The 14,558-nt window shown below is 52.2% G+C and carries 10 protein-coding genes; 7 read left to right on the forward strand and 3 right to left on the reverse strand.

The genetic code is table 11. The annotated features are described in order from the left end of the window. Window positions 1–29: 29 nt before the first annotated feature. From RDM37_RS00630 to RDM37_RS00640, 3 genes are read left to right on the forward strand one after another with little or no spacing between them, the layout of a single operon-like run. Window positions 30–506 carry a type I restriction enzyme HsdR N-terminal domain-containing protein gene (locus RDM37_RS00630; RefSeq protein ID WP_308554274.1) on the forward strand — a complete coding sequence of 159 codons (477 nt, stop codon included), beginning with the start codon at window positions 30–32 and terminating at the stop codon, window positions 504–506. 27 nt (window positions 507–533) lie between these two features. Next, complete coding sequence (locus RDM37_RS00635) at window positions 534–1,484, forward strand: ATP-binding cassette domain-containing protein (protein ID WP_308554276.1); 951 nt, start codon at window positions 534–536, stop codon at window positions 1,482–1,484. 14 nt (window positions 1,485–1,498) lie between these two features. After that, the gene (locus RDM37_RS00640; RefSeq protein WP_308554278.1) at window positions 1,499–2,842 is read left to right on the forward strand and encodes an ABC transporter permease; all 1,344 of its coding nucleotides are present in this window, start codon (window positions 1,499–1,501) and stop codon (window positions 2,840–2,842) included. A 492-nt stretch (window positions 2,843–3,334) separates the two neighbouring features. Here RDM37_RS00640 and RDM37_RS00645 read toward each other — a convergent pair whose 3' ends face one another. The 3 genes from RDM37_RS00645 to RDM37_RS00655 are packed head-to-tail and all read right to left on the reverse strand — an operon-like array spanning window position 3,335 to window position 7,861. Beyond that, the gene (locus RDM37_RS00645; RefSeq protein WP_308554280.1) at window positions 3,335–4,765 is read right to left on the reverse strand and encodes a fimbrillin family protein; all 1,431 of its coding nucleotides are present in this window, start codon (window positions 4,763–4,765) and stop codon (window positions 3,335–3,337) included. A gap of 34 nt (window positions 4,766–4,799) precedes the next feature. Continuing rightward, window positions 4,800–6,266: a fimbrillin family protein gene (locus RDM37_RS00650; RefSeq protein ID WP_308554282.1), complete on the reverse strand. Its 1,467-nt coding sequence runs from the start codon at window positions 6,264–6,266 to the stop codon at window positions 4,800–4,802. Window positions 6,267–6,286: 20 nt separating this feature from the next. Beyond that, window positions 6,287–7,861, reverse strand: coding sequence for a DNA/RNA non-specific endonuclease (locus RDM37_RS00655; RefSeq protein ID WP_308554284.1), 1,575 nt, complete (start codon window positions 7,859–7,861; stop codon window positions 6,287–6,289). A gap of 666 nt (window positions 7,862–8,527) precedes the next feature. Between RDM37_RS00655 and RDM37_RS00660 the strand changes: the two genes are divergently transcribed. The 4 genes from RDM37_RS00660 to RDM37_RS00675 all read left to right on the forward strand — a co-directional run bounded on the left by RDM37_RS00660 (window position 8,528) and on the right by RDM37_RS00675 (window position 13,284). Then, a complete protein-coding gene (locus RDM37_RS00660; protein WP_308554286.1) occupies window positions 8,528–9,091 on the forward strand; it encodes a hypothetical protein in 564 nt (187 codons plus the stop codon). 870 nt (window positions 9,092–9,961) lie between these two features. Continuing rightward, window positions 9,962–10,339 (forward strand): DUF2946 family protein, encoded by a 378-nt coding sequence (locus RDM37_RS00665; RefSeq protein WP_308554288.1) that lies wholly within the window; start codon window positions 9,962–9,964, stop codon window positions 10,337–10,339. A 255-nt stretch (window positions 10,340–10,594) separates the two neighbouring features. Beyond that, entirely contained in the window at window positions 10,595–12,772 is a 2,178-nt protein-coding gene (locus RDM37_RS00670; protein WP_308554290.1) for a TonB-dependent receptor domain-containing protein, read from the forward strand. A 14-nt stretch (window positions 12,773–12,786) separates the two neighbouring features. After that, window positions 12,787–13,284, forward strand: a complete 498-nt coding sequence (locus RDM37_RS00675) for a DUF4625 domain-containing protein (RefSeq protein WP_308554379.1) — start codon at window positions 12,787–12,789, stop codon at window positions 13,282–13,284. Window positions 13,285–14,558 lie beyond the last annotated feature (1,274 nt).

Raw genomic sequence — 14,558 nt, forward strand, 5'->3', positions numbered from 1 at the left:
TCTAATAGCAGTAGTGCGAAGCAAAGTTAATGAAACCCCTCCACTTACCCTCCTACCCTGCTCTCATTGAGGAGCAGTCAGGGCGTTCGGTCATATATGACGTCTATCGTCAGAGTATGGTCGCGCTAACCCCTGAGGAGTGGGTGCGCCAGCACTTCCTGCACTATCTCACGGATCATCTAGGCTACCCGCGCCTCTCCATACAGGTGGAGAGCCTCGTCGCCAGCTCCATACGTCAAGACCGCTTTGATGCAATGATCTACGGCCCTGGCGGACGAGTCCTCGCTCTCATCGAGTGCAAGGCGCCCGAGGTGCCACTCTCACAGGAGACGGTCAACCAGATCTCGCGCTACAATGCGCACTACCACGCACCGCTCCTGATGATGACCAACGGGCTCACCCACCTCGTCCTGCAGATAGACTACGCCACCACCACCGCAAAACCGCTCGCCGAGATACCATCCTACCAGCGAGCCCTCGACATACTCCAAACCTCAAAGGTCTAATCTCTAACTTCTAACCTCTAAAGTCTCATGTCCTACTTACTAGAAGCAGAGCATATCGTCAAGCGATACAAGAACCACCTCGCCCTCGACGATGTCTCCATACAGGTACAGCCCAACAGCGTCTTCGGACTCCTCGGTCCCAACGGTGCCGGCAAGAGTACCCTCATCAAGATCATCAACAAAATCCTCCTAGCCGACAGCGGTACCGTACTGCTCAACGGCAAGGAGATGACCTACGAAGATATACGCCATATCGGATACCTTCCCGAGGAGCGTGGACTCTATAAGAAGATGAAGGTCGGTGACCAAGCCATCTACCTGGCTCGTCTGCACGGACTATCCCGACAGGAGGCGCAGCAGGAGCTGAAGCACTGGTTTGAGAAGTTTGACATCATGCCTTGGTGGCATCGTAAGGTCGAGGAGCTATCTAAGGGAATGCAGCAGAAGGTTCAGTTCATCTGCACCGTCATTCACCGCCCCAAGCTACTCATCTTCGACGAGCCCTTTAGCGGTTTCGACCCGGTCAATGCCGAGCTCCTCAAGCGTGAGATCCTAGAGCTACGAGACAACGGCTGTGCCGTCATCTTCTCCACGCACAACATGCAGTCTGTCGAGGAAATCTGTGACGACATCGCCCTCATCAACCAGAGCAAGGTGGTGCTCCGTGGAGATGTGACCGAGGTCAAGCGAAGCCACTTCGACGGCGTCGCCTCGCTACTCATAGCCGGCGAGGAGTATCGCCCCAACTGGGTCGAGTCTCTGACCGAGCAGCAGATCGAGCTACTCGAGATCAAGCGGGAGGGACACGATATGCGCGTCCGCCTCAAAGACCCGCAGCAGCGTGACGTACGCGCCCTCGCGGGACTAGTCCCCACCGACCTGCACCTCCTAGAGGTTGCACAGGAGATACCCTCCATGCAGGAGATATTTATCCGCACCACCACGGCTCAAGCTCAGCCCGCTACGACCACCCTTTAACCAGACCCACTCTTATGAACAAGAAATCACCCTCCAAGCTCTCCATACTTATCGAGCGAGAATACATGGTGCGTGTCAAGAAGAAGTCCTTCATCGTCACCACCCTCCTCGTCCCCATCCTCATTGCAGCTATCTTCTTTATCGTCATCTACATCAGTATGAGTTCGCTCAGTGACGAGCGCGTCGCCGTCATCGACGAGACAGGACTCTATAGCGACGTGCTAGCCGACAACGAGTACTACACTTTCATCCCAAGCTCCGAGCCGCTCGAGGCTTATACCGACAAGGCGAAGCTCGAGGAGGAGGGGCTCTCAGCGGTCCTCTATATAAAAGACACGCTGATGAACAATCCCAACGGCTGGAGTCTTTACTCTTACAAGAAGCTTCCCAGTGGCATCGTTAACTACATCGAAGATTCTTTTACCGAGCGACTCAAAGAGCAACGCATCGCTCAGTACGATATAGAGGGACTCCCCGAGATCATCGACGATGTGGAGACGACCATCTCCGTCCCCACCTATCAGTGGGATGCCAAGGGCGAGGAGGCTAAGTCTAGTGGCTCACTGGCTGGTGTCATCGGCATGGTGCTCTCTGTGATCATCCTCAGCTTTATGTCGAACTATTCAGGACAGGTGATGAGCGGTGTGCTAGAGGAAAAGAAAAACCGCATCATGGAGGTCATCGTCAGCACCGTACGCCCCATAGAGATGATGATCTCGAAGATGGTCGGAGTCTTCCTCGTCGGACTGACACAGGTCGCTATCTGGCTGGTCTTTGCGGGGATTATCTTTGTCGTCGGCTCACTAGTCGCCGTGGGTGGCGTCTACGACCTCTCGGCACTCTCGCAGCTAGACCCCGCACAGATGGGCGGACTCGCAGGCGGTATGAGTATGGACTCCGTCACCGAGATGCAGTCTAGTCTAGAGGTGCTACAGAGCATCAACTTCGTACAGCTCATCATCATGCTCCTCATCTACTTCATCGGGGGCTACCTCCTCTACGCTTCGCTCTTTGCAGCGATCGGGTCGAGTGTCTCGAGCGACGAAGATGCCAGCCAGTTCATGATGCCGTTCGTCCTCGTCATGATGCTCGGCTTCTACATCGCTATGGGCAGCATGGACAATCCCGATGGCACAATGGCCTTCTGGGGCAGTATCATCCCCTTCTCGTCGCCCTTCGTAATGATGGTTCGACTACCCTATGGGGTCGCCACGTGGGAGCTCATCCTCAGCATCGTGCTGCTCTACCTCACTGCCTTTGGTATCGCTTGGCTAGCTGCACGCATCTATCGTGTCGGCATCCTCTTCACGGGCAAGAAACCCTCTCTGCGCGACCTCTGGAGCTGGATACGGATCTAGTGGTTAGTGGTTAGTAGCTAGCGAAAGCCACACAGCCAAAGCGGCTCATCGCATCAGCCCCCTCACCGCTCAGCAGGTGAGGGGGCTATTTTTCTTTTCTACTCCGTCGTAGCACGGCTAAGCGAGTAGCGATCTGTGGGGATCTAGGGCTAAACGAACAGTTTCCTACCTATGAAACTGGAGTTTCATACCTATGGAACTGGAGTTTCTTACCTATGAAACTAGAGTTTCATACCCATGGAACTGGAGTTTCACCTAGATGGAACTGGAGTGCCAAGGGGGGATGGCACTAGAGTTTCACCTAGGTGGTACTGGGGTCTAACGGACTTTTAGCCCTTTGTCGGGAGGCACGGGATAAAACGAGACTGTTGCAAAAGTCAACAGCCTCAAAACGAACGTAGGGACATACGGCGCAATGCCGTACGTCCCTACGTTTATTCGTTAGCGGGCTACCTCTCGCGCTAGGCGACGAAGACTCGCTGGTCTGACTGATTACTCGATCGTGATGTCGTCGATGAGGAGGTCATAGACACCTGTCTTACCTCCCTTGAAGGCAATGAGGTTACCACTCTTAGCTAGTGCCTTACCACTGATGTCAAGCGTTACCTTAACCCAGTCGGTAGCAGTGACACTACCAGCGTAGTCGTTTTGATTTTTAGCCTCATGAGAAGCATCTTGGATAGTAACGTCAGCGTTGTTAATGTTGCCAAGGTTGTAAGCGTAGTAGCCTTGCTGCGTTAGCCCTGATACCGTATTATCTGCAGGGTATAGGTTGATAGAGATACCCTTGCCAGTGGCTGTACCCTTGACGTAGAAGGTAATCTTGGACTTGCCCGTGAACTCCTTGCCACTCTTGTTCTCTACAGTGAAGAAGAATCCATTCTTAGCCAGTGTGCCACTTACCTTGAGGGCATTGCCCGTACGACCAGCACCAGTAGCCTCTGTGCAGTAGGTACCTATTCCATAGCGATTTAGTGTACCCGTGAAAGCAGCGAAGTCCTCGAAGTCTGCACCGGGGAAGAGTAGCTCACTGGTAGTGGGCTGTGGCGTAGGAGGAGGTGTTACGCCACCCGTGTTGTCGGGATCAACGGTTACGTTGCCCTCATCTACTACGTTCCAGTCAGAGATCTGACCATTGATCTGATCTACTGTGAGAGCGTTTGAAGCGAGGGTAACGTTGAACTTGTGGTTCTTGCCAGACTGGAGAGCGAGGCTAGCGAAGGTGTAGCTGTAACTCTTGCCGTCGCTGAGCGTGATGACCAGCTTAGCATTAGCATTGGTAGCAGGGATGACGATCGTTGGAGCGAAGGCACCATTCTTGAGCTGTAGCTTTTGCGTAGCTGTTGTCGTGCCGTTGGTGAGCGTACCGTCAGCGATCTTCATTGAGCTGGTCGTGACGATGCCCTCTAGCTGAGCTGAGGTGATAGTCGTACCAGCGGGTAGACCCGTCATGGTGAAGCTCACGAGAGCTAGCTTGTGCGTAAACTGTAGTACGTGGTTAGCACCGGTAGCGTCCTTAGCGGTCTTGATGCCCGTCAGGTTGTTGGAGTAGAGGACATCGGTCTGATCGTTGGTCAGGTCGATAGCTAGATCGGTCGTAGCGCTAGCACTGTAAGGATAGTAGCTAACGAAGTTGACCGTCTGCCCCTCGGCAAAGGTTAGTCCAGTAGCTGCAGGTGCAAAGGTTGCGGTAGCACCTCCTGCGGTGGTCTTGTACTCCACGTTGGTAGCGGTAGCGTCACCAGTCATAGAGATACCGATGGCGTCGTTTGCCTCAAAGGCGTTGCCCGCCATACGGAGGTTGAGCGCTGGGATGTTTGACCCAAACTGCATAGCCTCCTGCTGGAGTGCCTCACTCTTGTTGTCCTTGTTACAGGCAGTGAGTGCGAGTAGTGCGAGTGCACCGACAAGTAGTTTCTTCATGTCTTGTTGTATTTAGGTGATTATTGATTATTTGCTATTTAACAGTTAAAGCTTCGACTTGATAAGTCGTCGTATGAAGAGGCTCCTGCGAAGCCTCGTAGAGGAGAGCTATGTAGCCAGCCTCAGCAGAGCCTGCGATAGCGTAGCTCTTCTTGTAGTGCTGATTGCCATAGCCACTAGGAGATGTCGTGTCATTGATGACCTCTAGGGTCTTGACGAGTGCTCCATCCTTGTCTAGCTGCTGGACAGTGAGGGTAGCACCATTGGTGTGTCCTGAGCTGTATGTTAGCTCTACCGTATAGCTAGAGCCAGCTGTCATCTGCAGACGAGGCGTGATGAGGACACACTTATTTACTGGATCGGCAGACTTATAGGCACTGGCCTGAGCATAGTGTACGTCGCCGTAAGAGCGCTTCTGGAAGTCACGCGAACCGACGAGTGCTTTGTTGAGCCAGCCTGGGAGTGCAAAGGGATCGTGGTCCTTTCCCCCCTTGGCGAAGTCATCATTGAGCGGTAGTGCGCGAGCTACCTGTGTGAGGTCTACATTATAAATATTCTCACCAGCTGGCTTAGGTTCTGGCGTGGGAGTGGGCGTTTCGGTCGGCGTGGCAACGATATTGGAAATGGTGCCATCGTCCTCCCAGTCTATGATTTGTCCATTGACAAGGTCTATGGAGATACCTCCCTGCTGCTCGTCGAGAGTGATGTTGTAGTAGTAGATCTTGTTGCTGATGATGTCTAGCTGCTTAATCTCCTTGGTGTAGGTGCGCCCATTGCTGAGCGTGAGCTGTAGCTGTGCGTCCACAATATCCTTAGGAAGGATGAGAGACGAAGCGGAGTGCTTATCTGCACCAACGGTGAGCGGGAGCGTCTCCTTCGAACTATACGGTGTGCGCAGCTCGCCCGTGAGAACGTCAAAGTCGCCCTCGACGACCATGCCTTGTAGCTGCATCGACTGCAGCGTCACACCCGCGGGAAGTCCCTGGATGGTGAAGACGATGCGTGAGAGGACGTGCCCGAAGAGGAGCGTGTACTCCTTCTTGTCTACACGAGGTGCCACCTCACGGTGATGAGCCCAGAGGAGGTCGACGGGCTCCTGGATGAGATTCAGGTGTATGATCCCCTTCTGAACGGCTGTGCGGTAGGGAGCGTAAGCGTAGAAGTCTAGCTCCTTGACAGTGCTGGGGTAGATGCGGTCAGACGTGGTCGTGGGGTGAAAGATGGCTATCTCTCCCCCAGGGACGGCGTGGTAGTGCAGGTTATTGCGTTCCTCCGCTCCACGTGCATAGACACCGATCTGATCGCTCACGTCAAAGCGCTCGTCCGTGGCGCGTACTTCCTTGCCATCGAGACGTATGTTGCTCTTGAAGACTATGTAGTCCTTAGCTTGTGCACCGTCTGCATCGGGGCAAGTGGAGCAGCGAGACTGCTCCTTGGTACAAGAGGTAGCGAGGAGTAGCGTCGTGAGTAGTATAGAGATTGTCGTTAGTATCTTGTTCATAATAGTAGGTCGGCTGCAGGTTAGTTATCAAGTACGTTGACATCATTGAGCGCAGGGAAGAAGTCAAAACCAGTCTTCGCCTCCATCTCACGGAGCGTAGTCTTGTAAGGATCGGGACTTCCTGTGAGTGGCTCGTGTGGTATGCACCATGCCTTGGAGTGCCAGCGCTGCTGCTTGTCGCGCCATACGACTACCTTATAGAAGTAGTCTGGTATCGGGCAGTCCACATTACTTTGATCCTGAGTGTACTGATAGTTTGTGCTGTTAAAGCCTACGCCCGTTACTACATAGAGCGTGTCAACACCACCAGCAAGCGTGCGTACATCGCCCTCTAGACGACTCCAGATACCACCATTATGTCTTTGATTTTGAGGAACCATATTGGAGTAGTAGAACGTGCTGGCATTATCCGCCCGAGAGGAGCGTCGATCTGCACTGGGGATTTGGTGTCCTCGAGAGTAGCCTCCTCTATAAGCCCCCGTCAGGTTTGGTTGATACGCCTTAGAGATATCCGGATCATAGCCCCAAGCATTAGTGCGATCAACCTTTTTCTCTATTAAGTCCTTGTAGAGCGGATAAGCCACATAGTGAGCTAGGTGCATCTTCGTATCATATAGTAGGAAGTAGTTGCGTGCCGAGCGATTGCTCGGGAGCATGTGCTGCACCTCCAGCGTATTGGGGAGATTCTTCTTGGCGGGTAGCTCGAAGTATTGGCCAACCTCTGCGACTTTGCCCGTGCCGGTATCCTTGAGCGTGATGGTGTGGGTACGCTGCTGTCCCATGACGAGGCTCTGACCCTCACGTAGTGGCCAGGTGTAGGTACGTCCGTTGGGCAGCGTGAAGAGTACCTTCATCTCGCTCGTGGTCGTCTCGATAGGTAGTATCAGCGCAGTGGCCGTAGCGGTAGCGCCCGAGACGGTGACTGGCACAGAAATCTCGGCCGTAGAGCTGTCATCGACCTGCCACTGACGACTATAGAGGTCTAGCGTACCTGTCGTCGGCATACCAACGATGCGTACCTGGACACCCTCTAGAGAGCCACCATCCTCACTGCGCATCTCAAAGCGGAGCGAGGTGAGTGCCTGACGAAAGATTAGTTGCTTTGCGACATCGGGCGCAATGGCTGAGAGATTGTCCGAGATAAGGAGCGGCTTGAGCGAAGCCTGATTGGCGACGCTGTAAGCGATCTTGCCCCCCTGCGTCTGAGCATTGTAGGGGTAGTAAGCGAGGATGTCATACTTCATCGACGAGTCCCACTGCACCTTTTGCTGATCGTCAGCGGGATCGAAGGTCGCAAGGCCCCCACCACGAGTAGTCTTGTAATGCAGGTTGCTATGCTGTAGTTGCTCAGCCGACCAGGTCGTATTCTGCGCTGTGCGACGCACGTAGATACCTATCTGGTCGCCAGCCTCCCAAGCGGTGCCAGCGACACGCAGGTCGTAGTCCTGCTGCGATGCTAGAAATGTCTGGTTGGTCTCACTCTGAGGCTGCTCGACACCTCTTTGCTGTCCATTGGGCTGGCAAGCAGCGGTCAGGAATAGACCCCAAGAGAGTGCTAGTAGTGTGAAGAGTAGACGATAAGTCTTATTTGTCATAGATTAACTGGATATCAGATTAACTGGATGTAATGCCGTAGCAACTAGCGGAGGTCGCCATGAGCCTACCAAGACACGATGCAAAGGTAGCCAGCACGGATCACGCTATCGTTACTACGATGTTACAAAGCTACTAAAAAATGAAGTGCTAGCCAATGAGACGCACGTTTCTAACTCCCGGACAGCTTTTTTATCAAAAGCTCGACGAAACCAATTCATTGGATAGTTGAATCATGGCTTCACAAGCCATTTTGATCTGTGTTTTTTTACTATCTTCGTCCACAAGAGTATCGACAACTAAAAACAAACGCAACGAAATAAGCGTATTACGATATCTCTACATTCTACATATCGAAATAATCCTAACACTCAACCCGTTAAACGAAAAGTAATATGAATCGAATTATTAGGAATGCTCTTGTAGTCCTATCAGCTGCACTTTTGCTAGCAGTGGGGGTAACTAGTTGCTATATGCCCAAGAGCGAGGTCAGTTGCAACAACTTTGTTTTTGAGACTTTAGCCCCATGCTATTTGTCTGTAAACGAATACCAGTCTAGGAGTCGTTTAGACACGTTGACAGAGGCTGAAGCGTTGAGACCACGCTCCTTCAAGTGTCGGGTAGTGGATGGTAAAATTCGCAATGTCGACTATCTTACCCTCACAGGCGTGAATACAGACAATGGCTGGTTTTTTGGTGATGAGATAGGGGATACAGCTTATTATCGTCGCATCCCTGTCGTTCATCGTGAAGATCTATATTTTAAGAAGAAGTACACCAAGTATTATATCCCTGATCGGGCTCTCTACTGGGAGTTTCAAGAGATTTCTATCGTGAGTGACAATGCCAGCTTCGGTGCAGATTACCCCGTAGGAAGTGACCTGACTCCAATTGTCCTCTTTGGCTTCCCCTCCCTTATGGAGTTCATAGAGAACGGCTATAAAGGTCCCTATACCACGGAGCATCTCATACGAGCTAATGACAAGGAGGCCTGGGCTAACCTTAAAGTGTTTGAGACGGGCAAGCCTACACTCATTATTGACCGACTACCAACGGAGGTGATAGGTGGCGGTAAGCCTACGATTACTATCCGTATGAAGTTTATCGATAAGGGAGCTATCCTTAAGAATAAGAATGTTTCTTGGAATAAGTATATGGAGATTCGTGATGATGTTAAACCAAACAAAGAAGTCTTCGACCTGCCAGTCAAGCTACAACTAGACATTCAGTAGTAGACGTACTGATTGAAAAGTCATTCTAAAGAGGGCTGACTTCACTTTTGGGAGGAGTCAGCCCTTGTTCTATTCCTTAATCCAAGTTTCACCGCAGATCTGTTGCTGTGGCAGCTAGTGAGAAAGCATCCGTTGTAGTAGCCCGAGACGCTCCTTCGACAGCTCCGATCGTTCCGATAGCTCGGCTTCCCCAGTCGCTCAACGAGGGTGGAACCTGTGTGGCATATACGACTTCAGACTTGAGCTGGGCGCAGGGCTGACGCATTATGTACAATGAGCTCGTTTACCTCTCTATTCCTCGTCTATCGTTGTGTGTGGCTCTTGAAAATTCGATTATGATGCGTCATCCCTAGCTGGGAAAAGTTGATGCCAGCTCGCCACAATAATTTAGAACTGACTACATATCGAAACGGCACCGTGTAGGGGAAAACTGATTTCCACGTGGATATTTCAAAATCTCCACGTGGAGAATTTTTATTTCCCACGTAGGAAAGAAAAAATTCCTCGGAGGAATCAAATGAAACTTCGGAGGAAATGAATGACGCCCACGTGGAAAATAAAAAATATCCACGTGGAGATTTGAGATTTTCCACGTGGATATTCGAGAAAGGAGGGAATCGGACGAATTTCCCCGTAAAGATATGTAAATAGAGATTAGAGGTTAGAAGTTAGAGATTAGGGATCGGAGAGCATCGGAGGAGGAGAGATTGGAGCGCAGAACTGACACATTTATATAGTGAGCTCATCTATGCCTCGCTTGTGGCTCATGTGTAGCTCCTGACAGAGCGATTATAATGCGTCACCCCTGTGAGCTGGGCGAGTCGCTTGCGGGGAAAAATATTTTTACTACCTTTGCGGGCGATAAAGTTTATGAGAAGACTCACACATATCGATATGCCGACGCGAATGACGGCTGTGCTATTGGGGCTAGTATACGTACTGGCTCTGATGGGACAAGCTATGCACCAGCACGACGCAGGAGCCTTCTCAGTGGTAAACTATGCTACCTCTCAGTCTGACACAGGCGGTGAGGAGCATCATGAAGCTAGCTCAGAGGTCTATCTGGTCAACAACGTGACCTGCCCCGTCTGCGAGTTTCACCTCGGCGTCACCGACCAGTGTGCCGTAGCACCTTCTTTTGCAGTGGACGAGTGGGATGCCCCTGCTCCCGAGCTGCAACCCGAAGCTGTACACCTAGCCCTGAGAGAGGGCAAAGCTCTAAGAGCCCCACCAGTGAGATACTGCTAGCCACACTCCTATCAACTGTGTGGCTACAAGCGGACTAGCTCTACGCCTATGCTCCGCTTGCTGTGCTGACCTTGGCTGACAGCCCAAGGTGTGAGCGACCCTAATGTCGCTCTCCTCTTCCCTAGCATAGCTAGACCATATCTATGTGACGCAATCCTATACGTACGCCTGCTCCTCCGCTGTGTGTGAGCTAAGCTATCGGTATAGTGGTGCGCACGATCTCCTTACATTTCACTGGTTAATAACATTTTTGCGATGTATAGACGATACATTTGCTATCTACTACTATATCTCATCCCGATGGTGGCTCTAGCTGAGCCGTTCGCCTTGAGATCTGATAGTGTCGCACTAGAGCCTCACACATTTGACGAGACGCTCCAGACGGTAGAGGTGCGGGCTAATAGCAAGCGACTCAAGACCATGCGTATCGGTCAGACGATCGAGTGGCTCGACAGCACTTATCTGACACAACACTTTACGGGCAACTTTGCAGCGACTCTGAGCACGCTACCTGGGGTCAATGTGATCACGATCGGCTCTGGCTACGGTAAGCCGGTGATCCGAGGTCTAGGCTTTAACCGCATCGCCTATGTCGATGGCGGCCTCAAGCAGGAGGGGCAACAGTGGGGTGCCGACCATGGACTGGAGGTGGACGCCTTCGACCAGGACCCTGTACAGGTGATCAAGGGTGCTGGCTCCCTCCTCTACGGCAGTGACGCCCTAGGCGGAGTCATCGTGAGGCAGCCGGCTGCGACTCCTCACAAGCAAGGCCTCTACGGCTCCTATACCATGATGGGGCAAAGTAGTACCATGGGCGGTGGAGGCAGTCTCATGATGGGCTACCTGCACGGAGCGCACCACATCCGCTTACGTATGAGCGGTCAGTATCATGGCGACCGCAATGTGACAGCCGATAGCATCACCTACCTCACCCGCTGGATACCTATATATAATCGTAGGCTAAAGAACAGTGCCACACAGACCTACGCCTCGCAACTACGCTACGAATGGCTAGGAGAGCAGGTCAAAGCTTCGCTACAAGCTTCTGTCAATGGCGAGCGCAGTGGATTCTTCCCAGGAGCTCATGGCGTGCCAGACCTTAAGCGTGTGCTACCTGACAAGAGTCGATACAACATCGAGCTACCTTACAGCACCGTGCGTCAGATCTCTACACAGGGCAGCCTACAGTGGCGAGTCTCTCCGCAGTGGCAGTTGATCGGCGAGCTAGGCTGGCAGCAGAACTTGCGCCGTGAGCTTAGTGCCTTCCACACCCACTACGGGACGATGCAGCGACCCGAGCGGGACGCTGACTTGGAGTTTGAGTTTGACCTCAAGACTTTCTCAGCACGCTTGCAGGCCAGCTACTACGCCCCGTGGGGTGGCAAGTGGACCTTAGCCACTGATGGGCAGTACCAGTGGCACAAGCGGAGAGGCTACGGCTTCCTCCTGCCAGACTACCAGCGGGCGACGAGTGGTGTGAGTCTGACCTATCAGGGACGCATAGCCCAGGGGCTACACCTCACCAGTGGTCTGCGCTACGACCTAGGCTACATAGCGATGAGTCCCTACCACGACCCCTACCTAGCTGACTACCTTAAGGAGCGTGGCGAGTCCTCGGCAACCTTGGCGCAGTACTACTACAGCAGTCAGGAGGGCGAGCGGAGGTGGCACGACCTCTCGGGTAGTGTCGGCTTATCTTGGCAGATCAATCGGCATTGGCTCTGGAAGGTTAATCTAGGCAGAAGCTTTCGCCTGCCAGGCATCTACGAGCTTGCAGCAAATGGCATCCACCACGGCACCTTCCGCCACGAGGTTGGCGACCCATCGCTAGGCAGTGAGCAAGGGTGGCTACTAGATAGCGAAGTGGGCTTTCATAATGATCTGTGGAGCTGCACGGTATCTCCCTTTGTGACCTACTTTACCAACTACATCTTCCTACAGCCCTCGGGTGAGTGGTCTATACTGCCCCACTCGGGACAGATATACCGCTACCAATCCACTCGGGCACTCTTCACAGGCGTCGAGCTGGAGGGCACTTGGCATCTGCATCCGCAGTGGGACTACCACCTGCAGGGTGACTACGTCTACACCTACAATGTGGCAGACCATCTAGCTCTCCCCTACTCGCCACCAGCACGCTTGAGCCACGACTTGACCTGGCACCCTACCCACTGGGCGCTCTCGCTCAAGCATCGCATCATCGCTCCCCAGCATCGCATAGCGCGCAATGAGGAGCCAACACCTGGCACAGCCTCCCTACTAGACCTAGCTGTGACCTACGATGGACAGTTCAGAGAGAGCAACTACCGCATCTCTCTAGCTATCCAAAACATCTTGAACAGCCGCTACTATGACCACATGAGTTACTACAGGCGAGTCAATCTCCCTGAGGCTGGACGAAACCTATTGCTAACAATCAATCTATCATTCTAATCTTCAATACTATGATGAAAAGATCAATCTTCACATCAATCACGCTCCTCAGTTGTCTCGCTTTGGCGACAGCCTTCACAGGTTGCAAAGAGGAGCCCATCGACACCACCAAGCCTGTCATCGAGCTCATCGAGCCCGAAGACAATGACTCACTTCGCATCGGAGACGAGCATGGCGTACACTTTGAGATGAAGCTCTCGGACAACGACCTCGTCAAGTCGTACAAGATCGACGTCCACAACAACTTCGACGGGCACTCGCACACCCGCGATCTACGTCACGGTGATGACCAGACGAAGCCCTTTAGCTTCAATAAGGAGTACAGCGTCAACCAGCGCAACGCCTCTATCCACCACCACGACATCAAGATACCCGCCGATGCGACGCCTGGTGAGTACCACCTTCTAGTCTACTGCGTGGATCGCTCGGGCAATGAGTCGATGGTAGCTCGTACCGTCATCCTCTCCAAGGATGCTCCTGGTGATCATCACCACGACCATGACCACGAGTAAGGCGGGCAAGAGACATTAATTTGTTTAGTGTATGTGATAGGGAGGGGTGTTACCGGGATGGTAGCGCCCCTCTCGCCTTTTCAGCGCTACCACAGCAAGGAATGGCATAAAAAAACGGAAAGCCAGCTCTTCACAAAAAGAACTAGCTCCCGCTGTCGAAGAATAGCTGGGTTCCCAGCTAATCCTCTTAGACTCATTCGAATCCACTGCAAAGGTAGCGACACTACCTGAGACAGCCAAATCTATAGTATAAAAGAAAGAGCCAACTCCTCAGGTTCTTACTACAAACGCAGTATATAGCCTATAATTAAAGGCAGGCTGAGTGAATTAGCTCTTTCTTAGGAGCGACGAACGGCGGGGCGCAAGCCCGATCTCTTACCGAACCTCACATCGCAAAGGTAATGACAATGTCTGAGATGAGCAAAACAACGGCCTAGACCTCGCAAGTCTCACGAGGGGTGTATCTCTTGTAGCGGGCTACACGTAAATCTGCTCAGTAGACTTGCAATGAGAGTCGCAGAGTCTATGACAATAAACGAAACAACCAAGCATCTACAGACAACAAAAGAGGGGCTTCTGAACGCTCGCTCCCTGCTCCACGGCCCTGGGAAAGACTGATATCAGAAACTCCTCCTTCTTGCCACAAAGGTAGTGACAATATCTCAGATGAGCAACTCGCCATGAGATAGAAATCTACGGCTTCCCCCGTCTGTAAACGAAAAAAAGAGCAATTAGTTAGTGCTTCCCTTTATAACGCTCTATAACGTACGGAAGACTTCCAACCAATTGCTCTCTGCTTGCAACGATACTATTTATAATTCAAACGACAAGCCTTCCTGCCGAACAATCCGGCTAACTAGTACCATTGAAGAAGCCGAGCTAGCCCGGCTTCTAAACAATCAGGGAAGTGGCAGCTTGACATTACTCGCGCACATCGCCTAAATAACTTCCCTTCCTGTGCCACAATGGTAGTAGCTATATTTGAAGCACCTCGCTTACCAGCAAAGCAAGACGCAAGGTGACTTACCAAGGCGCAAAAAAGCCCAAGTAATTCACTTGGGCCTGGAGCAAGGGGCGTTCCTCCACAACTAGAGGAGGATTAAACGACACCCTCGCACTGCAAAGGTAGTGACAATATCTCAGATGAGCAACTCGCAATGAGATAGAAATCTAAAGATGCCCTCTATGTAAAAAGCAACAAGCTAGCTCTTCATATGAAAGAACTAGCCCCTGTGTCGAAGAATAGCTGGGTTCCCAGCTAATCCTCATTGTAG

Origin of the sequence: uncultured Porphyromonas sp. (genome assembly GCF_902489635.1) — a bacterium.
In the GTDB taxonomy this organism is placed as follows: domain Bacteria; phylum Bacteroidota; class Bacteroidia; order Bacteroidales; family Porphyromonadaceae; genus Porphyromonas.